Below are 24,213 nucleotides of genomic sequence, written 5' to 3' on the forward strand. Positions count from 1 at the left end.
GAGTCAGGGATAGAAGACTTGTTGGAAGGTCCAGCTCAGGGTGTAGATGCCTTTGCCGTGGGGCAACAGGCGGTAACCGGTTGCGCGAAAACGCGCTGCGTTGCCGCCTGGTGATGTCCATTGGAAAGAGCGTGAACCGCGATGCTGATCCAGAAACTCACGCACCGGCTGGATCTTGGCCAGCACACCGGTCACGGAAACGTCCCAGGCTTCGGCTTGATTGTTGAGGCCGACACCGATCACCTGCACGTAGCCGTCGCCAAACTCATTGATCTGCACGCGCTGCTCGATCTGGCCGGATGAGCCAAGGCGCACCGGCCAAACGAAGGTGTCCACTTAGCGCCTCCCAGTTGAATCCAGCAAGCCGTTTTGCCGTTGTTCCTGGCGGATGACTTGCCGGACGGCGTCTTCAATCGCCTGGCCCATCTGCTGCGCGAATTGCTGGGCGCCTACTTGGGAGGTGACGGACATTGCACTGCTGCCTCGCGCATCGACGTTGATGTTCACACTGACCGGAGGCATTGGCTGCGCACTGCCGGGCGGTGCCTGGGCCAGGAATTGTTTGAGATCGCGATTGGTGCGACCGTCCACTACCCGCTCGCCCTGTTGCAGTAACCAGGTGCCGGTCTTCGGAATCGTGTCGATGCCCTCGTGGGCCATGCCGACCAAGGTGGTCGCGGCGATCATACCCACCGAGGCATAGCCCAGCGCCCGAACCAACGCCGCTGCTGCCGGCCCCGCTGGCCCCAACTCCAGAGCCTTGGTCGCCGCCACTTCGGTGTTGATGATTGCCTGGGCCATGGCCGCTGCCTTGCTGGCGAAGAACAGTAGCTTGTAGGCTGCCGAACCTTCACCGGCGAGTTGCTTGAATAGGTCAGCGGCGTTGCCGGTGAGTTCGCTAAACACGCCGAGCGTGGCTGAGCGATAGGCGTCTTGAATCGCGGCGAGCCGGTCATTGTTCTGTTGGTTGATCTCGGCAACACGGTCCAGGTACTGCTGCTCGCTAGTGAGTTTTTGATCGAAGAACAGTTGCTGACGCTCCAGCTCTTTGTCGCGCCATTTTTGAAGTTCGCGCTCCACTTCGGTGAGGCGAATCAGCTCGGCACTTGGGCCGCCGACGGCGCTGTCCATTCCCATGAAGGCAGGTGCTTTGCCGACCGATGCGCCGGAGATTGTATCGGCTGCGGTGCGGTATTGATCCGCCGATAAGCCGCCCTGTTTTTGCAGTCGGTCCAGTTCGGCAAAGCGCTTGCGTGTGCTGACCAACAGGTTGTCTTCCTGCTGCTGAACCTCCGTCAGCAGCTCCTGATAGCCGCGCTGCGTATTGAGGTGATCGACCGCCAACGCCGCCCGTTGCAGCTCGACTTTTTTCAACTGATCGAGCTGGGCCAGTGAGCCTTGATTGATCTCGTACTCGATGCGGGCGCGTTCGGTTTTCTGATCGCTGAGCTGGAGCTGTTCGCGCAACGAGCGCAGGGTTCGCTCGTAACTGTCTTGAAGCTTTTGCGCTTCACGCAGGGCGGCTTCAGTGGCTTGTCGAGCTTGGCGGTTCGCCTTTTCCTGGGCGCGGTTCGCAGCCTCTTGCGCATCTTTGAGTTGAGCGACGGCCTGGGCGCGGGCCAGTAGTGCGCGCCCGGCTTCGGTCTGGCTGAGCTTATCGCGCTCGGCCTGTCGATTGATCTCGCCAAGGGCCGAGCTATCCCGCAGGCGGGCCATCTGCTCAAGCAAATTGCTGATACGTCGCTCCCACGCAGCGGTCAGATCGGCATCTGGTGGCTTGATGCTTTGCAGTCCCGCGCTGACCCCTTCGGCGGCGCTCTGGGCGCTGCGCAATATGCCGTCTAGCGCGTCGATACGCTTGCCGGCCTCATCGGCCTGCTGCTGACTGCGGGCATAGGCACCGGCCAGGCCTTCGATTTGATCACGCAGTTTTTGGCTCGGACCAATGGCCTTGATCAACGCCTGAGTCGCCGCGTCGATATCCTGCCCGCCAGCCACCGCCCGCCGAAATACCGACACCGCACGGTCTCTGGCAAAGGGATTGGCGCTGTAGCTATCGCCCCATTTATCCAACAACTGGGCGCGCTGGCGAATATCGCGGAGCGCCTGCTCAGCCGCCTTGCGCGCTTCGTTCTGCTGGTCCAGCAACTGCTTGAGGATCGGACGCCGCTGGGCATTGCTCAGGGCCTCCCACTCCTTGCGCAGCTCGGCCAAAGGACGCTGCAAATCCACCGCTGAAACACGGGCCTTGTCTGCATTGTCACTGAACAACAGAAAACTGGTGGCCGTGGTCCCCACCAAAAACGCCAACCCCATCGGCCCGCCCAACAGCGCCGCGACACCCGACATCGCCCGCGCCGACAACGAACTCGCCGCCGCATACGCCGCCTGCGCCGCAGCCGCAGCGCGTGAAGTCTCCAGATCCGCCAGCTTCGCCGCCGTCAGCGCCCGCGTTGCGGTGTTGAGTTGCTGCGCCGTCATCGCTGCCGCAACACGTCGCTCGGCCAACAACACCTCAGCCTGGGTAACGCGCGCGATCATCGCCGAGGTATCCAGCGCAGCCCGCGCACGGCCCAACTCCGCCGAGTACGCCGCTCGCGCCGCGTCTACCTGTTGATACAGCGCCTTGATGCTTTCCGCCGCTGTCTGAGTGATCCAGCCCAACCCAGTGCCGACAGCGATGGCCGACAACACGCCCAGGTTATCCGCCACATAGTTGATCGCCTGCGCCAACTTCGCCGTGACCTGCGAGCCGCTGTCGGCGGTGCCGATGTACTGCATAAAGGCATCGCGCAGACGCAGGCTGGCATCCGCCACCGAGGTCGCCATGCCGTCGGTTTCCTTGCGCATACGGCCGATCTGACTGACCCAAGCCTTCGCGACGACATCTACCGTCAACTTGCCCTCAGACGCCATCAAACGCAGCTCGTCGCGGTTCTTGCCGAGGGCATCCTGCAACGCCTGCAACAAACGCGGCGCCTGGGTGACCACCGCATTGAAACCGTCACCCTGCAACTTGCCGCGCTCCAGGGACTTGCTGACCTGATCGATCACCGATGCCGTGGCCTGGGCCTTGGTGCCACTGACCGTCAGGCCCAGCGACAGGGCCTCGGTCATGTTCAAAGCGTCTTCGGCGGTGCCGCCATAGTCCTTGAGGACGCCAGCGGTGCGGATAAACAGCTCGGCGTTTTCGGAGAAGGCTTTGAAGGTGACGCGGCCGATGTCCATCAAACGAGTTTGGGCCTCGGCAAAGTCGGCCTGGGAGTCGGTGGCGAGTTGAAGGCGCGAGGCGATTTGGCCCCATTGGTCGGCCATGGCGACAAGGTTGCCGACGGCCAGGGCTCCGGCCATTACGCGGACGTAGCTGCCGACGGTGCCGGAGATTGAACCAAGGGCGCGCTCCTGGGCGCGGATTGCAGCTTCCTGGGCGCGCCATCCTGCGGAGGCTTCGCGGTTGCCGGCAGTAACTGTGCGCAGATAGTCGCGCCCGACTCGACCGGCGCGGGCCATTTCGCGTTGGTAGGCGCTGGTTTCGGCGGAGACGCTGACGATCAGGGAACGTAGGGTTTGTCCGGCCATGGGTACTTCCAACAATTAGCCATCACACCTCCCCGTCCAGATCCACCATTTTGATTTTGCGATCAAAGAAGTGTCGCCAGTGTTCGGTCAGTGTGAACTCATCAATGCTCACCACATCAATGATTCCGAGCTTCGCCCACTCAGCAAATTTCGCATTGTTGTACACGAAGGGGTTTCGCAGAACTCCAGAACCAAGATCCAAGGTCATCAACCGCAGACTGAGCAAGGCGCCATTTTTGTACTCCACCCCGCCATAGCGGCACAGCACGGTGTCTACCTGTTTCACACCGAAGGAGTTGAGCGCTTCGATCTCCAGATTAACTGCCGGATAAAAGAAACGCCCATCGCCACGAGCAACCACTTCGGCATAGGCGGTGCTGCTTTTGAAAGCGCGCTGGTCGTCATCGCTGATACTCAGGTTGCCGCCTTTGTAGATCCGGGCGTTGAGCAGTGTCATCGCGGACGGCGTCTTCACCAGTCGCAGGACCGCAGCTTCGCAATTTTCGAGCAGTACAAAGGCGAGACGCGGATCGCTACCGAAGCGGTAGACTCCGACGCCAAAGACAACGGTGGCGAGCGACAACAGTAGACCCATGCAGATGAATGAACGCGTGATGATCGGTCGCACGTTATTTCTCCCAGATGGAAAAGTGCGAACGTACCACCGGTTTTCAATCGAGTCTGTCGGCTCGGTCTGTCAGACAGCGGTTATTTTGTGACAACTCAAACTAACCGAGCGTTAATTTTTCCGAATTGATTTTTTTGGAATACATGTCGCTTGAAGCAGCGCACTGATGAAAGCGATCCATCGAACCCAATCGTTATTCACCAGAAACTCCAAGGGGGAGGAAAAAAGAAAAATTGAGCCGTAACGGGCCACACTAAACTGAGCCGCCCCCCAAAGCAGAACACCTACCAAGCACACCCAAAACCACTTCTCGCTAAAGTTATCGCCCGAAAGCTTTCTACTGACCAAGCGACAGACTAAAAATACCGAAAGAGACATTACAAAATAAATTACGGTTAAAAAAACCTGGTCAGCGTCCATCATTTTTAGACTCTTTATATAAGGCATCGACCGTAGCTAAATCAGCAATCATCGCCACGGGCAACCACTTCGGCATAGGCGGTGCTACTTTTGAAAGCGCGATGGTCGTCATCGCTGATACTTAGGCTGCCGCCTTTGTAGATCCGTGTGTTGAGCAGGGTCATCGCAGACGGTGTCTTCACCAGTCGCAAGTCGGCGGCTTCGCAGTTTTCGAGCAGTACGTACGGCGCGGCGTGTGTGTTGCCGAAGCGGTAGAAACCCAAGGCAACGATGAAGATGAAAATGAACAACGCCAGCACCAAACTGATCAGGGAACGCTTGATGACAGGTCTCACGTGATTTCTCCCGGAGAGAAAAATGCGAAGGTATCATCGGTTTTCAATCGAGTCTGTCAGCTCGGCCTGTCAGCCAGCGGTTGCTTTCGTGGCAACTATCGCTTGTACGGTTTTTTGCTCGGAATGCTCGCTGCCTGTAATAGAACACTGATGAATGCAATCCATCGCACCCAGTAGTTTTGCACAAGAAAATCCAGTGGCTGTGTAAAGAACAAAATAGACCCGTTTTTAGACACACCGTATTGCATCGCCCCCCCATAGCAAGACTCCAGCAAGGGACATCAAAAACCATATACCCCTAAAACACTCACTGGAAAAATACCTGATAACGGCACGCCAAAATAAAAAACCCAACATAGAAACAACAAAATATATAACGGTAACAAAAAGCTGATCACCGTCCATCTTCAGCAGTTTCCTTATACATGGAACCCATCGTAAACCCGTCAGCGGTCATATCTACTGCGAAAGCCTGTTTGCTCGTATTGATATACGCACGTTGATAATCACCACGAACATAACGAAACAGGCGCCAAGAGTCAGGTTTCAATACCAACCGGCCTAAACCATAGGCAGACATCAATAAGTCTGCGCCTCCATAGGCCATATTCCCTTCAAATTCGTCACCGCCCATCACTTTGGAAACTTCGTGATAACCCTTACGCACAGATCCTTGGGTATCCGTGCGGTCCTCCCATAGATTGCGTGCAGTTTCATAAGTGTTATTAGCACCATGCGCCATCAATGGCGCGCCTGCCACCAGACAAAGCGTGCCAACAGAGCCGTAGCAAATCCCTGCCCCCGCCGCGAACTGCAATACACCAGCGACCACCCCGACACCCTTTTGAGCAATTTCCAGTGACTGCTCAAGCAGGCTTTTTTGCTCGTCCTCCAAGTCGCGAAGACCCTGCTCCGGTGATTTTCTACCCTGCTCCACATCGTGGACGATACTTCTCGCGTAATACGCCACTTCACGATTGAATTGCAGACGTAACACACCATCTTGGATATGGCGGGCGCTCACGGTACAAGCTTGGTTAGCAAGGATGCTTCCAGCGCGGCTGACTTGCCAAAAGTCGCAGCTGCCTGGTTCGTTGCCGCCATTCTTATCCCTGAACGGCATCACGCGTCACCACCCCAAGAACTGTACCCGGTCGTTCCAGCAAGGTGGTGGACCCAAGTGATGCTCCGATAACGAATAGCAACATGCTCCTAGGGTTCAGCGTCATTTTGTAAAATGACATGCGGCATATCCAACGTCAGGTCCGAAATGACGCCGCCCTCAATTGATATCGAATAGAATTTTTCCTGTTGCCCGAAAGAAGACACACGATAAAAACTAATCGTACATTGAATTTCTTCTCGACTTGAAAGAGCTTGTGCCAGCAACGGTGAAGACTTATCGACATTTTTTGTTAGGACAATTGGCCGATGCGTCGGCTTATCGACATTCCCGAGATTTGCCATGTTATGGCTATAGGAAAGTACCATGATCTCATCGAGATGCCCTGGCTGGCATTTATTACCTATCGAGCTCTGACCTGAACATCCTGCCGAAATCAATCCTTGAATCTTACCAGTGATCGACATATATCCAGTGTTCGCCATGGGTGCCTTTCCTTGTAATAAACCAATCGGCTGAGCAGGCTATTACAGCAACCCAAAGCGCAGTTGTAGGACGCTTCTGTATTTCAAAGAAATCTGAAACTCGAAGTTTCAAACTGTCTGCGTCGCCAGGTATTTACGCAGTTGTGTTTCGCCCTCGTCCGCATCCAGATTCGACGGTTCAGCGTTGCGCTGCCATTTTGGCAATAGCTCCAACGCCGTAACCTTCGCGCCCTGAGCCTGGAAGACTGCCGCTGCGAGGATCGCCGCTTGCACATCACCTCTCACATCACTGATGGGCGACTCGCGGTTGAAGGCTTGCCACAGGAAAAGCTCTTCGGCACTCATTTGCTGGATCAGCTCATGTAAGGTCTTGCCGAGCCGCAGAGCCAACGCCATGAGAAAACCCAACTCAGGCTCTGCGCTCAAGCGTTTCCCGCCATGTCCACGGGGTCAGGTGAGTCGGCTTCAACACGGACACCGCTCAAATCAAATGCTCTAGCTACCAACCGGTCATGCACAGGGCTAAACGCCTCAGCCAATTCATCGACATCGTCGTCGCTAAACAGCCGGCGACCCGACAACTCAAACAACGTCCGCGCTAATACAAATGCATACAGGGGCACGCTGAACACCTCAATCAGCGGTTCTTCGGGCTGATCCTCATCCTCCATAACAGGCGGTTGCGCACTCAACCCCGCCGCCACACGCGCCTGCCGAACCTGCTCCAGCGCCCGCCGTCGATACTCCAACCAATCCCCTGCGCTCAGCGCACGAATCACCACCGTCGCGCCCTCCCACTCTTCCACCTGCACACTCTCATGTTTGAAATTGCGCAGAGGGTCGAGGATTTTGTCGCGCAGGTCGCTATCGCTGGTTCTTGCACGTGGCATCACGCACCTCCATTGGCTGTATCGAAGCTGACCGCCCCAGTGATCCGCACATTAAACGTGCCATTCACCGTGCTATTCGGCGCGGCGTCCCAGGTGAACTGGGTCACCAGCCCAAGAAACAACGAGCTGGTTTTGTCCTTGAACATCACTTTGAACGCACGCGCCTCGCCGTCATCCCGCGCTTCGCGCAGTACGGTCTGCGCCTCGTCATCCGCCTTCCAGTTGCCGGACATGCTGAAGGTGCCGTTGTCCGCCAATCCGGTGGTGAACTCCTTGGCGTCGCTGGCCAGGGTGGTGGTTTCGATCTCGTCGGACTGCCCACCCTGGAACTGCGGCTGCTTGATGGTCACCGAGAGGTCGGCGAACACCAAGGTGTCGTCCGTAGGGTCGGCGGTGCTGGTTTTCGACACGCTGACCTGCGTGCCTTGGGATTTTACGTACTTGGATTTGGTCGGCGTCTGGCTGGCCATGGTGCCTCCTAGGGTTGCAGGGTGTACTCCCAGCTCACGCGGAACAGGCGTGTGTCGGGCTCGTAGTCATCGGGTAAACGCATCGCCTCGCTGACGCAAAAATCGGGGCCGCTGGCGGACATCAGGTCGAAGGCTTGTTCGGCCAGGAGGATCGCTTCGCGTTTGCTCAGCGCCCAGGCGTCGATCTGGATTTGCGCGTCGGTTGAGCCGTCCCAACCGGAAAGTGTCCAGCCTGCGCCGCCGCTGATCAGGGTCCAGGTGATGCGTGGGGACGCGGCATCGGTTGGGGCGATTTCCGGGTACACGCGACCGTCGGCCAAGGTGCCGATGCGGGCGACGATGGCGGTTTCGATCATCGGGCGAGCAGTGCCTGGTCGATGGCCTGGACGAGTTTGCTGCGCACTGCGCCTTCGATATCAGGAAGGCTGCGGTCCCAGGTTGGGCGGATGAAGGGTTTGGCGGTCATATTCGAGGTACCGAGCTCCAGAAAGCGCCAGTAGAAAGGCGCAGGGGAATTCTTCGGCCGCCGCACGCTGACACCCGCCACGGCGGCGCCTGGTGTGTCCCGTTGGCGCAGGCGTTTAGCAACGATGTGTTTTTGCAATTTCCCGCTGCGGATGGGCGCGCTCTTGCGGGTGCGGTCCTGGGCTACGCGGGCTCCGGCCAATGTGGCATCGCGCACCACTTTGTTGGAAGTGGCTTTGGCCAGCCGCTGGAAGTCAGCTTCCAGCTCGGCGAAACCGAGGAAACGTAACGAGGTATCAAGCATTGGCCTTCACCGTTTTACACATCAGCTTGAGTTCGCATCGGGCGTAATCCAGCAGGGCCGCTTCGATCATGTAGAAGGTGTCGCCATTCACCACGCGCATGCCGGAGACGATGCCCTGGCGTGGGCGGATCAACACTTCCGCAGTCACTTCCCGTTGCTCCTGAGCTGCCGCCATCCAGGCTCTGCCGGAGACCGGGCGGATCTCTGCCCAAGTCTCGCCAACGTCCAGCCAGACTTCGATCCATCCACCGATATCGTCTTGCACGCGAGTCAGGCGTTGTAGCGTCACCCGATGGCGCAGGCGACCGGCACGCATCACACACCCAAATTTCGGCGGAACGGTGCGAGTAAGGATCGCGAGCCGGTGGGCAAATCAGTGCGACCGGTTTCACTGAACAGGTCGATACGGCTGTCGTAAAAGTGCCCGAGGATCAGCAGGCAGGCGGCGAGGATCGACGGGGTGATCAGCAGTGGATCGTGCCCGGCGTCGCCCGCGAGAACGGCCTGTTCCAGATCGGATGTGCTGGCAAAGAAGCGCCGCTGCAGGTACTGCATCGCGGCATCTTCCGCTGCATCCAGATAGCGTTGCACCAACGGCTGATCAACCGGCTCGGCGCGCAGGTGGAGCATTGCGATGTCGATGTCGATCACGCTCATGATCAAGCAGCCTTGAGCCGGCGACCTTCTGGCGCAGGCACCGTGAAGGGGCCATGAATAAAGGCTTCGGGGCGCTTCACGGCCAGGGCGACACGTTCTTCGCAGCGGATGGAGATCAGGTTTTTCTCGAAGTCATCCGCGTTCTCGGTGCTGATCACTACGTTGGCGTCTTCACGGTCGAACAACTGCGCGCCAGTGCGGAAGGCGCCGGTCAGGAACTTGCCCTCGAAGCCGCTGGCCTCGGTCGCGACCACCGGTAAGCCCCATAACATTGGCCCGGCGAGGCCCAGAGGGTTGGCGAGGATGTAGCGGCCCAGCGTGTCTTTGGTCAGTTCGATCTTGGCCCAGTCGATGAAGTGCAGAACGTGACCGCTGGAGGGCAGTCGTGCGAGCTGGGCTTGCAGCATTGCCAGGCGTAGGTCATCGATGCCCGATTGCTCTTGTACCGAAAAGGCCGGGGCGAATGCCGAGGCTTGGGGCACTATGCCGTGGAGGTGGACACCGGTGCCGTCGCCGAACAGGATCTCATCTTCCTCCACGTACTTGAGGCCGTAGCGCATTTCGATGTCGATGGTGGATTGCAGTTGGGTGAAGTCATCGAGGATTTGCTTGGCGGCTTTGAACATATGCGCGAGGGTGGAGACGGCGGTGATTTTGATGTCGAACTTGATGTCCGAATAGGGTTTGGCCTGCCCCTCTGGCACAACAGCGGCTGCGTTGGTGAAGCCGGTTTGTTGGACCCAGAAGATTGCTGGCGCGGTGGTTCGGCCTGGGGCAATCAGATCGCGGATGAACAGGCGTTGTTTGGGTAAGGAGTCGATGCCGGGGAGGCGTTGGGGTTCGACGACGCCTTCGGGAATGTCCTTGGAGAGCAACGCGGCATTCACCGGAATGCTGATGCGCTTGCCGCCTTCAACGCTGGAGGCGAAGGCTTTGAGGGCTTCGCTTTTGACCACACAGGCGCCGAGGCTGTCTTGGGGCTGGGATGCTGTTGGGCTGGGCAGTCGAGCGAACTCTTGCTCAATCTCGCCAAGCCGGGTTTTCAGCTGGATTTCGGCTTCGGTCAGACTGTTGAATTTCAGCGCCAGTTCATCGACGGCTGCCTTGGTTTGCTCGGATAAACTGCCAGCCTTGCGCGCTTCGCTCATGGCCTCCTCGGCCTGCTTGCTGAAGGCGCTGGAGGCACGTTCCAGCTCGGCGGAGACCTGTTTGAGCAGGTCGTGGGTGGTGTCGGACATGGTTTATCCTCCCGGTTGCTGTGGGATGGCAGCCCGAAGCCGGGCCAGGGCGAGTTCCAGTTCAGTCACAGGGTTGTGCTGCAAGCGGTTCAGGTAACGGCGTGCCAGAAGGCCTGCCGGTTTTGCGCCTTGCTTGATAGCGTCAGAGGCAAGTAAATCGTCGGCAAAACCCTGCTCAACGGCGGCGCTACCGGCGATCCAACTGTCGGCGTTCATCAGTTGTTGCATTGCGTCTTGGGAGTCGCCGGTGCGGGCGGCGTAGATGTCTGCCATGGCCTGATCGAACGGCGCCAGCCTCTCCGCCATATCCATCAGGTCATAACGATTGCCCATGGCAACGACCCAGCAGTTGTGGATGTTCAGGAACCCGGCACGAGCGATGCGAACCTCATCTCCGGCCATTGCGACAATTGATGCTGCCGATGCGGCCAGTCCCAATACCTTGATGACGACCTTGCCGGAGTACTCCCGCAGCAGGTTGTATATCGCCAGGCCTTCGAACATGTCGCCGCCGGGTGAGTTGACGTTCACCGTGACATCGGCGCCGTGGATAGCGCGTAACGCGGCGGCGATTCGTTTGGCGGTGACGCCTTCGCCGGTCCAGGGATCGAAGCCGATGGGGTCGAAGATCGAGATCGTGTGCTCATCCTCGTTGGCGGCTTGGATCGAGGGATTCCAGCGCTCCAACGCCAAGGGCCGAACTTCGCCGGACAGGTCTGGACAAGATGGCAGCCGAGGCAAAGGGAGCAATGAACGAGTCGCCATATAAATCTCCGATGGGTGATGCAAACCTGGGAACCAAATCTCGATAAGCAGAAAAATTAGAATGCTTAGGGTTAGCCCTCGAAAGGCAAAATGCTACTATCGCTGTTTATTCAGAGGGAATTGGGGTTATGTCCATCAGCAATTTGATCAAACACTTTAAGTCTTCACCAACACTAACTACTGATGTCAGTGACTTCACTTATATAGAGCCACTTGGTGAAGGAGGAAATAGCACGGTCCTCCTTTTTGAAAAAGGACGTACGAAATACGCGGTCAAATTTCTTGAAATCCATGAAATAAAGAAAATACAACGTTTTAAAGATGAATATTTTTGTGCCGCACAGATACCAACCCACCCAAACATCTCCCAACTGTTTCACTTCGACAAAGTAGAAATATCAGGATCACCCTACTTTATAGTCATAATGAAGGCTTATTCAGGCACTCTAAAAATCCTAAAAAACGATAACGATAACGACCTAACTGGCAACCTATGGAGTATTTTCCAAAACCTCTGCAATGGTCTAAAACACCTGCATAACCATGGGATAACCCATCGAGATATCAAGCCACAAAATATTTTCCTAGACGCCAAGACCGGTCAGTACGTAATCGGAGACTTGGGAATCGCACACTTTGACGAAGATAGATTTACAAAAGAAGCAAAAACAAAAGCAAACGAGCGCACCGGCAATTATTTGTTCAGTGCTCCGGAGCAAGCAAACAACAATGAGCGTGCAACTTTTTCCAGCGATATATTCGCACTAGGCCAAGTAATGCACTGGCTAGTCACAGGTACCGCTAACAGAGGTATAGATCGAAGTAAATTCTCGAAAGAGAACTCACCAAAGCGTCTAAAACTGCTTGATTCAATAGTAGATCAATGCCTAAAAAACAATCCCACCGACCGCTTTCAATCAATAGAGTCTATAGAGGAGTTTATAGGACGTACGGAGGCACAACCGATACGTGACATGCGTGATCGAATGAGAGATCTCGACTTATGCATCCGGCAGTCTTTCCCTGAAATTATTGATTTATATTCCACGGAAGACCAGCATGAAATTGACAGATTTATATTAAACTTCAACAACATCTGTAAAGCCGAAGAATTTTGGTATCAAGGATCTAGCAATGGCGATGGCGAGCTCGCCCCCTTTGAAAAGCTAGAAGATGGGAACTGGCTTTTCAACAAATACAGCGAGATTAAAATTAAAAGACTAACAATTTACAAAGACCCTAGCTGCTTTTACAAAAGTTTTTTCGCCTTCACCATTGAGCCATCAAAACCATTTAAAATCATAGATAACAGAGGAAAAAACGTCAGCAGAGGCTTCATCTACAACCTGCCTGTAGATGAAGCTGTACTCTGGAATGGCAACTACATTTCAGCTGAAAAAACCCACAACGGTTATTACAACACGGGAACCGAAGTCATTCCTGTTACAGAACCAGAATTTCAAACACGATTCCGTTATACAAACCTACCTTATGCCTACATTGTCATTCCGAATGGCAGCGGGGCTTCTCGAATTATAGATCGTGCCCCCACCTCACGTTTGCTTTCATCTGCTCTAGGCTACTCGGGCATCGACAAACATGACATCAAGCAATTCCTGCAAAAAATTGAGGACCATCATTCTAACGAATTAACCATATTTGATTGAAAACCCCACCAAGCACGCTAACAACAACCGTGCTGCCAAGATAACTTCAAGAAGTACTCACTGGCGTTGTCTCAAGCTGCTCAAGAGATATCATCGCTGCTTGGACCGTGAAGACCTCGCCCCCCCGAATCGGCGGCAGGTTTTCAAAGCGCCGGACTTCGTTGCGATTGATCCAGCCGTGGGTCAGGCCGCTGATGTAGAAACTGGCGCGACCGGTGCTGTCAGCTCGCAATAGCCCCTCTACGGCGAACTCGACGAAGATCTTTTCTGCGTCGTTTTCGTCGATCAGGCAGCGGTTGATTTCCTGTTCGATATTCACCAGCAACGGACGCAGGCTGTTGGTGAGGAAATGCAGGTTTTGCGCCTCGACACTCGCGGCCCAACTGCTCTGCTTAGTCATGTGCCCCACCATAAACGGCGGCACACGAAACCAGCGACAGATCTCTTCAACATTGAATGCGCGGGTCTCCAGCATCTGCGCGGCTTCCGGGTTCATGGTGATGCCCTGATACTTCAAGCCCGCTTCCAGCACCATGGTTTTACCGGCGTTTTTCGAGCTGCTGAATTCTTCCAGGCTCTTGCGCAGCAGTTCGCGTTGTTCTTTGGTCAGGGTGCCTGCGCCTTGTGCAGCGCCGCCTTCAACGGTGAGGAAACCTGAGGCTTGCAGGCCGTTGGCGAAGACCTTGGCTGCGGCCTCCTCGGCCGACATCGAAGCGCCGAAGATGTCGCGGCCGGTGGTGATCGGCAGCATGCCGCAGATGCCGTCCAGCCCGAAGCCACGGATATGAACCAGGTGCTTTTCCGGGATCTCGCGCTGTCCTGTCGCCTCGCTGTAGAGGTACTGCAAGCGCCCGTTGTCCAGGCGCTTGACCGTCACGCATTGCGGTAACAACGGCACCAGCGCCACCAATCGCAGGCCGATGACTTTCTTCTCGATAAAGGCGTTGCCACGCAGGCAGAGGCTGGCGACCACCATCAGCATGAAGCGCTGCGGGGTCATCTCGATATTTGGTGAGCGGCACAGCACGCGGTACAGCGGATGGTCGGTGGCGGGTTCACGGGAGCCATCGGGCAGTCGGCGGTAGAGCTTCAGCGGCAAGGTGGAAACGGATTCCGAGAGCAACCGCACGCAGGCCCAGACCGTCGACAGGCGCATGGCGGAATCGACTGATACAGCTTTACCGCTGCTGGAGGTGCCGAACCATTCCTGCCAGAAGGCCTTGTCGGTCAGGCCGACGGGCACGCCGAGCCAGTGCTGCAAGGCGGCACGCAGTCGTCCAGGTTTCCAGAGTTTCACGGTCAGACGCCCACCATGATCGGATGGTTGAAGAAGCCGTCGCGGTCGCCAACCTCAGCCAGTTGCAGTTCGGAGGCACCGATGCTCATCGCCAGCGCCACCACGCCATCGATGCGGCCGTTGCTTTTGCGTTTGGCGAAGATGCGGTTGTCCTTTTGATCGGCGTCGAGCACGGCGCTGGCGGCGTTCCAGCGTAGTACCGGGTTGGCTTTGATCTGAATGCGCTGCTCGGTGAGCAGAGCTTCCGTCAGCTCAATTGAGCGCGGCATCCAGAGGCCGGAATCCTTGGCGACGGTGTAGCCCTGGCCATGGGCGAACAGCGGGACTTCGATGCCCTGCGCTTCCAGCTCCGGCAGAAAATACTTGATGCGGTAAGCGTCGAATGCCACGCCGACGATGTTGAAGCGTGCAGCTTGCTCGCCGAGGCGGGTGGCAACTGCGCCGTAGTCCACCGCGCTGCCGGGAGGTGCATGCAAGTAGCCTTCGCGTAGCCAAACGTCATAGGGCACTCGGTCGGTGCGGGCTCTGTCGCTGAGGGTGTCTTTCGGCGTCCAGAATTCGACCAATGCTTTGTGCAATCGTGGAAAGTACAGTGCGAGCGCAGTCAGGTCGCGGGTGCCGGACAGGTCCAGGCCGCCATAACACGGCTCGTTCTGGGGGATGTCTTCCACTGCGAAATCAGATTCGCAGGCCAGCCAGACATCTGCAGAGAGCCAAGGGTTTTCAGCATCCACCCACTGGCAGAAATTCAGCCGCCGAACACTCGACTCCTTGGCTGGCATGCCCCGCGCTTCGGTGACTTGTTCGCGCAGGTATTTCAAGCCCGGCAGGCGGCCGAACGCTAGGCTCGGGTTGGACTTGTACCAGCAGGCCTCACTTTTGAACGGGTCGTCGCCTTCGTCCAGGGAGCAGATGAAGGCAAAGAAACTGTCGTCGTCTTGCTGGCCTGAGCAGATGGCCCGGCCGTACTCATGGTACTCGTAGCAGACCGAAGTGCGGTCGTGGCCGCTGTTGCTGATCATCACGATCAGTGCTTGGCGACGGCTCTTGGTGCCGGCGCGGATCATGTCTACCACGACACGTGTTTTGTGTTCGTGGATCTCGTCCAGTAGCGCGATATGAGGGCGCGGGCCGGATTGACCGTCGTCGGCGCTGATCGGGCGGAAGAAGCTGCCGGAGGCAAAGTGGGCCAGGTTCCAGACCTTTTCGCCGCGACCGGATTTCTCCAGGCGCTCGGCTAGCAACGCTGACTGATCGACCATCGAGACCGCGTCGCGAAACAGGATCATCGCCTGGTCTTTTTTGGTCGCGGCTGCGTAGATCTCGGCGCGGGCTTCGGCGTCCGAGGTCATTCCGTACAGGCCGATGCCAGCGGCCAGCGGTGACTTGCCGGAGCCTTTAGCGGTTTCGATGTAGGCGGTGCGAAAGCGCCTGAAACCGTCGGAGCCTTTCCAGCCAAACAGGCTGCCGACAATGAAGGATTGCCAAGGCAGCAACAGAAACGGAAGGCCCTCGTACTCACCGCCGTTGAGGCAGAGGACTTCTTCGAAGTAACCGATGGCGCGGTTGGCGGCTTCCTGATCCCAGCGCAGGCCTCGGGCGGGACCGTTTTCTAAATCATTCAGGTACCGCTGACAGGTGTGGCGCACATCCGGCCCGGCGACGATACGACCGTCGACAACCTCCAGAGCAAAGGCGCTGACGCGATCAGAAGTACCTGTCCGCGATGCGCTTTTGCTCATTGGGGAATAGCTCGCCTTGGGGCGCAGGTGCTTTTAGGGAGCGGCGAGCCAATGGCGATAGACCGAACTTGGCGCCTGCCTCGTTGGCGCGGCGTTCGGCATCGTTGCGCAACTTGCGCCACACCGATAAATCCTGGGCGCCGCTGCGGTAGGTTTGCACGTCGCCGCGTAGGGATTGGCCCTGGCTCAGCTCGCGGATTTTCAGGGTCCAGAAACGGTATTCGGCGACGGCTTCGCAGTAGTGGGCCATGGCCTGGCGGTCCAGGCGAGAAATTAGGCCCAGTGCTTCCAGGTCGGGGACGACACGTTCCCACTCAGTGCGGGCTTCGTTGCTGAGCCAATCAGGTATCGAGGGTGCTTCCACTGGTGCCAGTGGCTTCGCCTGCTCGCGCAGCAGTTCTTCGCGGTTGCGTTTGCTGGGGTTGCCGTTGAGCAAGTGGACGATGGCAGGCTTGGCTGGACGCCCAGAGTTTTGATTACCGGCCATTGTTCACCTCAGATTTCACCTGGGAGCGCCTGCTACGTGAAAGGGGCGCCCCTCATTTTTCCCGCCACTGCATAGAAACCGGGGGCGGGGTCTTGAAGCTGGAGTCTGTGCAACTTTCACCCCACCCTCCCCTGGTTCCATGGGTGGCTGGGGTCGATGGGTTGGCCGTCGGTTGTGCAGCCGAGGACTACGCCGGATTTTTCAAAGCGTTGTTTGTGGGCGTCGTGGCAGTGCTTGCAGAGGGATTGCCAGTTGGTGTGGTCCCAGAAGAGGCGCGTGTCACCGTGGTGGGGGTGGATGTGGTCGACGACTGAAGCTTGGGTGATACGGCCGTGGCGCTCGCATTCGGCGCACAGCGGGTGATGTCTTAACCAGCCGAGGCGAGCCTGCTGCCAACGGTAGCCGTAGCCGCGCTGGGCGGATGTGTTCATCTATCCTCGTCGCGTCGGGGGATTTTGGCACCGGCGAAGCGTTCAGCCAGATTGCGCACCTTGTCGACGCCGAGTAGCCCAACCATGCCCCCCACGAACGCTGCCGCCTCTTGTGGGAGCCCTAGCAGGCTTAGCCCAGAGAGGATTGCCAGAGTGATGCAGCCACAGAGGATTGACTCCAACAGAACGGCTTTTCGGGTGCCGCCTCGGTAGATGATTCGTAGCGCAGAAATCAATGCTGACAAGCTGGTGGCGTAGATGACTGGGGCATGTTGAGCCAGCCATGCGAGGGCAACGGCCCAAGCGGTGGGGTCTTTACTCGATGGCATATCGACAGTCCTCCGATACATCGAGACTCGTTAAAAACCAGTTACAACTCATCGGATGCACGCTGACGTATTCGGGACTAGCATTGCCGAAAACTAAGCCAATGGCGTACATTAGCTATGATTTTCATTGAGACCCCAACCTTCACGCGCCGTGTGAAGGAATTGATTGATGACGATGCCTACACTGTTTTTCAGCGTGCATTGATGCTTAACCCGTCCGCAGGTGACGTGATCGAAGGCACCGGTGGAATTCGTAAAGTTCGAATTGCTGCGAAGGGCCATGGCAAACAAGGTGGAGCCCGAGTGATCTTCTACCACTTCGTCTCGATGTCGCAGATTATTCTGTTGATGATCTACCCGAAGAATGAACAGCACGACCTGACCAGCGACGAACGCAAAGCGTTGAAGGCTGCAATCGAACACTGGAGATAATCATGAGCAAATTTTTTGACGAGCTGATGGGAAGCGTGCAGGAAATGAACGAAATCCTACGGGGTGAGCGTCAGCCTTCGCGCGAATTCCACGTTGATGCGCTACAGGTCAAAGAGATTCGCAAAGCAACGGGTCTGACTCAAGCCAAGTTTGCCGCACTGATTGATGTGCAACTCGGAACCTTACGCAATTGGGAGCAGGGACGGCGCGAGCCTACTGGCCCAGCAAAAGCACTGCTTAAGGCCATTCACAACGATCCAGTACATGTGCTGAACGCATTGGCGGGTTGAACGCGTTGCTCTCGACTCTGGGCTACCGGCACAAAAATAACAACTTAGCGAGGTTTTACTCCTCAACGGAAATTGAGCAAAGGGACTGATTAAAGAAATTTTCTCAGTACTGAATTGAGAGAAGGTTGTGTCACGGTTAAGGTATAGAGAGCTGACAAACGGTAATGCGGTATCGCGCCTAAAGCGCCAAACCTGTTTTACTTAGACCACATCAGCTGCAATACAACCTATGACACGAACACATTATGGAGCTTCAGCCGCAATGGAATTTCAAGTTTATACATCCCTCAAAGGAACCCGAGGGCGGGACACCGAGGCAAATCTTACACTGACAATAACTGGCAATAGCGACCAACCCCCTAAATTTTTGTCTGATTTCGCCGGGGGTGGTGAAAAGATCTATGACGGTTACTCAACTCGAACATCGAAGTTCGTTACAGCACCAGCGAATGATCCACGTCGGCTCAGCTTGACCTTCGAAAACGGTTCGCATGCAACTTTACATCCCTGCTTCGAGCGCATTCAAAACCCTGAGGACCCACTAAATCAGCTTCGCGCCCTACCACTGGCAATCGGACAGATGTTAGCTCTTTCTTACTCCGATACCCCCAACTCACAGGATTTCGAGATAATTGGTTTTAACTGGAAATAACAACTCTATGAATTAAAAACCATGAGCCCTCTATTGGGCTCAGTCAAGGATCTGGGTTCGGCAACCCTAGCAGAAATGACAAGTCAGCAGCCGCCAGAGCGGCTCAATGCTCTGTGATTCAATCTCGCCAACACTAGATCGTGCAATCGCTGCACCCAATTGCGATAGGTTCTATCTGCAGTTGCCTCCAACCCTAGCAATCGCATTTGCTCAACAACGGACAACTCCCTCTCCGGCAAGTAACGCAGACTCGCCAGTTTGGCTAGCCGCTGGCCCTGCTCACCCTGATGCTGCAACCAGGCCAACGCAGCTTCGACTTCCCTCGCTATGTGATCGGGACCAGCTCCAACGAGCAAATCGCGCACGCCCGGCGTGCCACGAGGCATCAGTCCACCAAAGCGCATCAACGTACCCAGTGGACTGCCAAGACTGCGCTCAGCATTGCAACGCCGGGTCTGCTCCCCCCAATGACGCATCAGGTTTTCGATTTCAGGAATCATCGTCTTCACCTCGCTCATTCATCTGGTGACATTGGTGACGCGCTGGTGACGCTGAAACGCCTTTAAATTCAAAGCTGTCACCAATGACACTAGTGCCACCAATTAAAAAGTAATTACACGGTACGCAGCCGGTGACGGGGGCGTACCGTGTATTGCATGCACGAATCGGTAGTGACACCGGTGACATTGGTGACACCGTTGATCTGCAACGTTTTTTGAATGCGTCGGCTGGTGACATGGCCGGTGACACTGGTGACATCTACGCAGCTTGATCCTCCGCCTGCGGCCGGACATAAGGGCGAATCCGCTCCAAGGTTCCGGCGACGCGTTTCTGCTTTTCCTTCACCCAGCCCAACCGTCGCAGGATATCTGCCACGCGCCTTTGCTCCGGTTTGTTCATCCTCGCCAGGTCCATTTGCAGGGCGTGTTTGAGCAGGCCCATGACCGTCACTTCAGTGATCGGCCCAAACAACCCGTCGGGGTAGTACAGTTGAGGTGCATGGCCTTCCAAGTATTTGATGATGGGCTCCTCCCACGGATCTTCGACGTAGCGGGAATCCTGCTCTTCTCGGGCCAGCTCTTGCGGGTAGTTCCACCATTGAAAGCCTGTGCAGTACAGATGCAACGCCTCAGCCCAAAGCTGATCCCGCCATTGCCGGATATAGGCGACGTCAGCCTTGCGGCACAACACCGGTAAGAATCGCCGTGCCCCGGTGGGGTCGCTGAGGTAAGCATCGGCGTTGGTGGTGCCCATGAAAATGCACTGCCGTGGATGGCTGCGCGCATGGCGATCATAAGGCGCACGGTATTTGTCATCGCGCCGGGTGATCGCCATTTTCACTTGGTTGATATCGGCCTTGGAGAAGCTCTGCATCTCGCCAATCTCGACCACAGAGTTGCCCTGCATGGTGACGTAGAAGTCTTTGTTGGTCGGTGGCTCGCTGGTTTCCAGATACCACTCGAAACCAAACAGCTCAGCGATACAGGAGGATTTGCCCTGCCCTTGCCCGCCTTCCAGCACCACCATTTCGTCGACTTTGCAGCCGGGAATGAAGATGCGTGCAATCGAGGACACAGGAATGGATTGGCCGATGTGCGCGGTGTAGGGGTTGATGTCGGCGCCAAACACCGTGGGCAGCAGCATCTCCAGGCGGGGCTGATCATCCCAAGGTGGTAGTGATTCAAGCCAATTGCGTACGGGGTGAAAGCGATGCTCCCAGGCAACCATCCGCACCGCCTCGTCGGCGACAGCACTGCTGCGCAGGTGCAGGCTCCACACCATCTGCAGCCACACCAGCGTCTTGCTGGCATCGACATCCTGCCATGGGCCTTTTTCACCGTCTGGCGTAGGAGGTGGCTTGAGTTTGTCGATGCGGTCGGCGAATTCGTTGTAGGCAAGGACGCCCTGCCATTCGGGTGTGTGCTTGAGGACCAAATAAGCATTGGCGAGTTGGGACCGTAAGGCTCCCTCCTCGGTACGCCGTAAAAGCGCTTTCCAGTCATCACTTTCGACGATAGCGCCGCTCGGGCGCTTGCACGATCTTGGAGCTTTTTCTGTAGGAGTTAGACCTAACAGCTTCGCGGCTGCTTTCACCGCCCGCGATACATCACCGTCATGCTCCAGCAAGCAATAGACCGCGAAGGCATCGTTCTGGTGACCATTGGCGAGTGGGTCTGACGCGTGATGTGAATACACGCGGCCCTCAGTTACGGTAATACCGGGTAAGCCTGTGCTGCTATGGGGGCAGAGCCACTTTCGGCCATGTTTGGTGTAGCCGTGATCGGCCAGCATTGCCTCAACGTCATGGGCGCGGTTGAACTCATCGATCACCGACGGGTGCTTTCCTGGCTCAGTTTGCTTCGGTTTGCGCACAGGCGGTTTAGGTGTGGGCTTCCACGGGCAACTTGCGTCGGCATCACGCTTGAACAGCTCCCAGTTCTGCCAGGCTTTAAGTAGCTCAGGAAGCAGCACCGGAAAACCTTCAGCCGACGGTGGGTTCCTCCAGGTGTAAGGCTTGCCTGTTCCGGGATGAATGGAGGGTGGCAGCACGTCCTGAACAAGCCCGGCTCGGAGCTCGAAAACCGTGAACGCCTTGTACTTGTCCGCCAGCGTTCTCGCTGCTGCTTCAGCAGCTTGATCCCCAGAGGCCTTGGCCTCTTTCGCCATCGCGATAGCGCTTTTGAATTTCGAACCATCAGGATCGCTTTCACGTGGCCACGCTAACGCATGTCGGCTGAGTTCCACTTCGTCCGGCACACGAAACAGAATCCTCATACGTGCAGGGTTACCAATTACGCACGGGAAGGCGCTCGCCAATTCATCCAGATCAAGGCCCAACTGATCGAACAAAACTTGCCGCGCCCACTGCACATCATCCACGTCCAGCGAACACAGGTGACTCGGCCCCAAGACCACGCCCATGTTGTGTTTGGGATGATCACGCCAGAAGTCCGCAGCCTGCTCGGCGTCGGTGAAATAGCCGTCCGGCTGATTCCAAGCATTGCCCTTGGGCGCCTTCTGACGAGGCTCAATGGGGACGAGGGCTAGGTTGAACAGTTCAACGTAGCGCTTTGCCCAGTCAGAGGATGTTGGCCGTTGCATCGCGCAACCTTACGCGGCCGTAGCTTTTCTACGGCCGCCAACAGGCCGAATCTCGAAGGCCGAGTAACGGCCCTGCTTATCGACCTGAATGCGGATATCACGACCCGAGCTCAGCATCTGTGACACTGCGCTTTGCGAAACGCCCAGCAGTTTTCCGAGTTCCGGCTGGGTGCGACCGTGAGCAAAATCCTTCAGTGAAATACCAATATCGTCGTCCATTCCTCAATACCTCGAATGGTTTTGGACTATAGATATTAGTAATACTTCTTTTACATCTCAACCGCCAATATGTAAAAGTATGCGGAAATAAGCCTCCCTTATATTTTCAGCCTATGTCAGATCAGCCAGAACACATCCGCGAAGAAGCCGCTCGCCTGCTTGCGATTTACAAGAACCGAAAGCGTCTGTTTCCAGCTTTGACGCAGAAAAAGCTCGGGGAAAAATGCCGCTGGGAAGGGCAAAGCGTCGTCAGCCAGTACATGACAGGGAAGATTCCTTTAAACATGCCCGCGCTGCTGAAATTCGCCGCGCTATTGGAGTTTCAACCCGCCGAAGTCAGCACCCGCCTCTTCCCAGATTTTCCGATTGAAGGTTTCAACATTGGCCCTCTGCCGACTAACATCGGCGCTTCCTTCCTTCGTGCCCTGGGTGAAACCGACGTGAGCTCGCCACCACCCTCCGGCTTAAACAACAAAATCCCACTGGCTCCTGGAGATATCGAAGTCGACCTCTATCACGAGGTCAATCGCGCGGACGGTAAGGGCTCCGAGGTCAAGCTTGGTGGCGGAAGAACGATGCCTTGCAGCCGTCGCGATCTGTACTTGAAGAAAATCACGCCTGAGTCTGTGGCGGGAATCTTTGTTGAAGGCACCAGTATGGAACCGGTGCTGCCCGAAGGTAGCCGAGTTGCAATTGATACCTCAGCAAAGCAGATCCATGACGGGAAGATGTACCTCCTCGATTACAAAGGCCAGCTCCGACTACGCCTCGTCTACAAACTGCCAGAAAATGGGTTGCGACTGCGCAGCTACAACAACGACGAGTATCCTGAGGAAAATTGGGACGGCAATTTTGTTTCTAAAAATATCCGAATTCTCGGCAAGGTCTTCTGGTATTCAGTGCTTATCTAGCGTGATGATCAGAAATATCTTTCAGCCATACCAGCCACATTCCCCCATGACCTATACAACTCTCACCGAAAGCACAGTTGACAGAATAAATTAGTGATCCTAATTTTTAGCCATTATCACTTCGCTGCTTGAGGTGTAGCGATCATGAACACTAAAAAACTGAAATCACCGCAGGTGTACCTTCACCCAGCCGTCTCACAGCGCGCCCAAATTGAAGCCCTTCAAAAGCGCATCGGCCAATTACTGATCATCATCGGTCAGCGTTCAAATGGGCCAAAACCACCGACGCCTATTGCCTACCATGATGACATCGATCCCTGGGGCGGCGACGCCGCCTAAACCACTGCACGTCAACGCCCAGGAGCGCGATGACGGGAGATAAACACTATGAGCCCAACACTCGACCAACTACGCCGCGAATGGAGCACGCCCTGCCCCACGCTGTCGGCTGTGCGTCAGCGGTACTTTCCGCACATCAAGACCGACCGGTACATGCTGCATGAGATCAACTCCGGTCGTATTCCTGTCAGGTACACGCGGCTGCATGGGTCGATCAGATCTGCACCAGTGATCTATTTGCATGACTTGGCGGACTATCTAGACTCCTGCGCACCACCGACCAACAGCACAACAGAACAGGAGAAGCGACTATGAACACCCTGTTCTTGCTGATGGCCCAATACAACGGCCAAGCCGTCATCCCCTTGGAAACCGTGTGTCGGGACTATTTGAACCTGAGCTACGAACAAGCCAAACGCAAGCAACTGGCAGGCGAGTTGGATCTGCCTATTATCCGGCTAGGGGGGCGCTCCCAAAAATCAGCATTAGGAATTCACCTGAGCGACCTGGCTAACTACATCGACAAGCAACGAGACGCAGCGGTCAAGGAACTGGACCAACTGATGGGGCGTTATAAGCGCAATAGCTAGACCAACGGTTTGACAGAGACGTTGTTATTGTCGACATCTGAAACGAGATTGAGAAATGGATAGCAGGCACTGTGATCGGAGAAACGTCAGGCGCTCGAATTGGGCTTGAATAGAGGTATCGCATCATGGAATCACGACCACACACCCAACTGATCGGGAACCCAGAGGTTCAGGCAATGCTGGGGATGCAAAGCATCTCTGGCCTGAACAAGCTCAGGGTGCGCGACAAGACCTTTCCAAAACCCATCAAGACCAGCGACGCACGGCAAGCCAAGGTGCGTTTTGATCTAGCGGAGATTGAGCAGTGGATTGCCGCCAAGAAGGAACAACGTGATCGGCAGGCGGAAGCGACCACCGGATAAGCGC

The 24,213-nt window shown here is 56.2% G+C and carries 32 protein-coding genes and 1 pseudogene; 9 read left to right on the forward strand and 24 right to left on the reverse strand.

Annotated elements, in window-relative coordinates; genetic code table 11:
- Positions 1-3: 3 nt before the first annotated feature.
- The 16 genes and pseudogenes from LRS56_19060 to LRS56_19135 form a co-directional block, all read right to left on the reverse strand.
- Positions 4-336, reverse strand: a complete 333-nt coding sequence (locus LRS56_19060; GenBank protein ID WDU60943.1) for a phage tail protein — start codon at positions 334-336, stop codon at positions 4-6.
- Positions 337-3,579: a tape measure protein gene (locus LRS56_19065; protein ID WDU60944.1), complete on the reverse strand. Its 3,243-nt coding sequence runs from the start codon at positions 3,577-3,579 to the stop codon at positions 337-339.
- A gap of 22 nt (positions 3,580-3,601) precedes the next feature.
- Positions 3,602-4,207 (reverse strand): hypothetical protein, encoded by a 606-nt coding sequence (locus LRS56_19070; protein ID WDU60945.1) that lies wholly within the window; start codon positions 4,205-4,207, stop codon positions 3,602-3,604.
- 111 nt (positions 4,208-4,318) lie between these two features.
- Positions 4,319-4,630, reverse strand: coding sequence for a hypothetical protein (locus tag LRS56_19075; GenBank protein WDU60946.1), 312 nt, complete (start codon positions 4,628-4,630; stop codon positions 4,319-4,321).
- A 38-nt stretch (positions 4,631-4,668) separates the two neighbouring features.
- Positions 4,669-4,962, reverse strand: coding sequence for a hypothetical protein (locus LRS56_19080; protein ID WDU60947.1), 294 nt, complete (start codon positions 4,960-4,962; stop codon positions 4,669-4,671).
- Positions 4,963-5,356: 394 nt separating this feature from the next.
- Positions 5,357-6,085, reverse strand: a complete 729-nt coding sequence (locus LRS56_19085; protein ID WDU60948.1) for a DUF4225 domain-containing protein — start codon at positions 6,083-6,085, stop codon at positions 5,357-5,359.
- Positions 6,085-6,570, reverse strand: a pseudogene (locus LRS56_19090) (Hcp family type VI secretion system effector). The gene LRS56_19085 and the pseudogene LRS56_19090 overlap by 1 nt, the downstream one beginning before the upstream one ends.
- 108 nt (positions 6,571-6,678) lie before the next feature.
- Positions 6,679-6,978: a phage tail protein gene (locus tag LRS56_19095; GenBank protein WDU60949.1), complete on the reverse strand. Its 300-nt coding sequence runs from the start codon at positions 6,976-6,978 to the stop codon at positions 6,679-6,681.
- A 14-nt stretch (positions 6,979-6,992) separates the two neighbouring features.
- Entirely contained in the window at positions 6,993-7,460 is a 468-nt protein-coding gene (locus tag LRS56_19100; GenBank protein WDU60950.1) for a hypothetical protein, read from the reverse strand.
- Entirely contained in the window at positions 7,460-7,930 is a 471-nt protein-coding gene (locus LRS56_19105) for a phage tail tube protein (protein ID WDU60951.1), read from the reverse strand. Before LRS56_19105 ends, LRS56_19100 begins: the two co-directional genes overlap by 1 nt.
- Before the next feature lie 8 nt (positions 7,931-7,938).
- A complete protein-coding gene (locus tag LRS56_19110) occupies positions 7,939-8,286 on the reverse strand; it encodes a DUF3168 domain-containing protein (protein ID WDU60952.1) in 348 nt (115 codons plus the stop codon).
- Positions 8,283-8,699 (reverse strand): HK97 gp10 family phage protein, encoded by a 417-nt coding sequence (locus tag LRS56_19115; GenBank protein WDU60953.1) that lies wholly within the window; start codon positions 8,697-8,699, stop codon positions 8,283-8,285. Before LRS56_19115 ends, LRS56_19110 begins: the two co-directional genes overlap by 4 nt.
- Entirely contained in the window at positions 8,692-9,015 is a 324-nt protein-coding gene (locus tag LRS56_19120) for a phage head closure protein (protein ID WDU60954.1), read from the reverse strand. Before LRS56_19120 ends, LRS56_19115 begins: the two co-directional genes overlap by 8 nt.
- Positions 9,015-9,356 carry a head-tail connector protein gene (locus LRS56_19125; GenBank protein WDU60955.1) on the reverse strand — a complete coding sequence of 114 codons (342 nt, stop codon included), beginning with the start codon at positions 9,354-9,356 and terminating at the stop codon, positions 9,015-9,017. The genes LRS56_19120 and LRS56_19125 overlap by 1 nt, the downstream gene beginning before the upstream one ends.
- Positions 9,357-9,358: 2 nt before the next feature.
- On the reverse strand, positions 9,359-10,594 hold the full coding sequence (locus LRS56_19130) for a phage major capsid protein (protein ID WDU60956.1): 1,236 nt from the start codon (positions 10,592-10,594) through the stop codon (positions 9,359-9,361).
- Positions 10,595-10,597: 3 nt separating this feature from the next.
- Positions 10,598-11,287, reverse strand: coding sequence for a Clp protease ClpP (locus LRS56_19135; GenBank protein ID WDU60957.1), 690 nt, complete (start codon positions 11,285-11,287; stop codon positions 10,598-10,600).
- A 200-nt stretch (positions 11,288-11,487) separates the two neighbouring features.
- Between LRS56_19135 and LRS56_19140 the strand changes: the two genes are divergently transcribed.
- Positions 11,488-13,026, forward strand: a complete 1,539-nt coding sequence (locus LRS56_19140; GenBank protein ID WDU60958.1) for a serine/threonine-protein kinase — start codon at positions 11,488-11,490, stop codon at positions 13,024-13,026.
- A gap of 46 nt (positions 13,027-13,072) precedes the next feature.
- On the opposite strand, the gene LRS56_19145 is transcribed toward LRS56_19140, so the two are convergent.
- From LRS56_19145 to LRS56_19165, 5 genes are all read right to left on the reverse strand, one after another.
- Positions 13,073-14,323, reverse strand: a complete 1,251-nt coding sequence (locus tag LRS56_19145) for a phage portal protein (protein WDU60959.1) — start codon at positions 14,321-14,323, stop codon at positions 13,073-13,075.
- A 2-nt stretch (positions 14,324-14,325) separates the two neighbouring features.
- Entirely contained in the window at positions 14,326-16,065 is a 1,740-nt protein-coding gene (locus LRS56_19150) for a terminase large subunit (protein WDU60960.1), read from the reverse strand.
- On the reverse strand, positions 16,031-16,552 hold the full coding sequence (locus tag LRS56_19155) for a phage terminase small subunit P27 family (GenBank protein ID WDU60961.1): 522 nt from the start codon (positions 16,550-16,552) through the stop codon (positions 16,031-16,033). The genes LRS56_19150 and LRS56_19155 overlap by 35 nt, the downstream gene beginning before the upstream one ends.
- 116 nt (positions 16,553-16,668) lie before the next feature.
- Positions 16,669-16,983: an HNH endonuclease gene (locus LRS56_19160; protein WDU60962.1), complete on the reverse strand. Its 315-nt coding sequence runs from the start codon at positions 16,981-16,983 to the stop codon at positions 16,669-16,671.
- Positions 16,980-17,312, reverse strand: coding sequence for a phage holin, lambda family (locus LRS56_19165; protein ID WDU60963.1), 333 nt, complete (start codon positions 17,310-17,312; stop codon positions 16,980-16,982). Before LRS56_19165 ends, LRS56_19160 begins: the two co-directional genes overlap by 4 nt.
- A gap of 117 nt (positions 17,313-17,429) precedes the next feature.
- Here LRS56_19165 and LRS56_19170 point away from each other — a divergent pair, with 117 nt between their 5' ends.
- The 3 genes from LRS56_19170 (at position 17,430) to LRS56_19180 (ending at position 18,686) form a co-directional block, all read left to right on the forward strand.
- Positions 17,430-17,744 (forward strand): type II toxin-antitoxin system RelE/ParE family toxin, encoded by a 315-nt coding sequence (locus LRS56_19170; protein ID WDU60964.1) that lies wholly within the window; start codon positions 17,430-17,432, stop codon positions 17,742-17,744.
- Positions 17,745-17,746: 2 nt separating this feature from the next.
- A complete protein-coding gene (gene nadS, locus LRS56_19175) occupies positions 17,747-18,034 on the forward strand; it encodes a NadS family protein (protein ID WDU60965.1) in 288 nt (95 codons plus the stop codon).
- A 262-nt stretch (positions 18,035-18,296) separates the two neighbouring features.
- Positions 18,297-18,686 carry a hypothetical protein gene (locus tag LRS56_19180; GenBank protein ID WDU60966.1) on the forward strand — a complete coding sequence of 130 codons (390 nt, stop codon included), beginning with the start codon at positions 18,297-18,299 and terminating at the stop codon, positions 18,684-18,686.
- An 83-nt stretch (positions 18,687-18,769) separates the two neighbouring features.
- Here the strand turns inward: LRS56_19180 and LRS56_19185 are convergent, their stop codons facing one another.
- From LRS56_19185 to LRS56_19195, 3 genes are all read right to left on the reverse strand, one after another.
- The gene (locus LRS56_19185) at positions 18,770-19,204 is read right to left on the reverse strand and encodes a hypothetical protein (protein ID WDU60967.1); all 435 of its coding nucleotides are present in this window, start codon (positions 19,202-19,204) and stop codon (positions 18,770-18,772) included.
- Positions 19,205-19,445: 241 nt separating this feature from the next.
- Positions 19,446-21,788 (reverse strand): bifunctional DNA primase/polymerase, encoded by a 2,343-nt coding sequence (locus LRS56_19190; protein ID WDU60968.1) that lies wholly within the window; start codon positions 21,786-21,788, stop codon positions 19,446-19,448.
- Positions 21,789-21,797: 9 nt separating this feature from the next.
- Positions 21,798-22,007, reverse strand: a complete 210-nt coding sequence (locus LRS56_19195) for a Cro/CI family transcriptional regulator (protein ID WDU60969.1) — start codon at positions 22,005-22,007, stop codon at positions 21,798-21,800.
- 113 nt (positions 22,008-22,120) lie between these two features.
- Between LRS56_19195 and LRS56_19200 the strand changes: the two genes are divergently transcribed.
- From LRS56_19200 to LRS56_19220, 5 genes are all read left to right on the forward strand, one after another.
- The gene (locus LRS56_19200) at positions 22,121-22,918 is read left to right on the forward strand and encodes an XRE family transcriptional regulator (GenBank protein WDU60970.1); all 798 of its coding nucleotides are present in this window, start codon (positions 22,121-22,123) and stop codon (positions 22,916-22,918) included.
- 144 nt (positions 22,919-23,062) lie between these two features.
- The gene (locus tag LRS56_19205) at positions 23,063-23,257 is read left to right on the forward strand and encodes a hypothetical protein (GenBank protein WDU60971.1); all 195 of its coding nucleotides are present in this window, start codon (positions 23,063-23,065) and stop codon (positions 23,255-23,257) included.
- 48 nt (positions 23,258-23,305) lie between these two features.
- The gene (locus tag LRS56_19210; protein ID WDU60972.1) at positions 23,306-23,572 is read left to right on the forward strand and encodes a pyocin activator PrtN family protein; all 267 of its coding nucleotides are present in this window, start codon (positions 23,306-23,308) and stop codon (positions 23,570-23,572) included.
- Positions 23,569-23,847, forward strand: a complete 279-nt coding sequence (locus LRS56_19215) for a pyocin activator PrtN family protein (protein ID WDU60973.1) — start codon at positions 23,569-23,571, stop codon at positions 23,845-23,847. Before LRS56_19210 ends, LRS56_19215 begins: the two co-directional genes overlap by 4 nt.
- A 125-nt stretch (positions 23,848-23,972) precedes the next feature.
- On the forward strand, positions 23,973-24,209 hold the full coding sequence (locus LRS56_19220; protein ID WDU60974.1) for a hypothetical protein: 237 nt from the start codon (positions 23,973-23,975) through the stop codon (positions 24,207-24,209).
- Positions 24,210-24,213: the final 4 nt, after the last annotated feature.

Origin of the sequence: Pseudomonas poae (assembly GCA_028869255.1) — a bacterium.
In the GTDB taxonomy this organism is placed as follows: domain Bacteria; phylum Pseudomonadota; class Gammaproteobacteria; order Pseudomonadales; family Pseudomonadaceae; genus Aquipseudomonas; species Aquipseudomonas poae_C.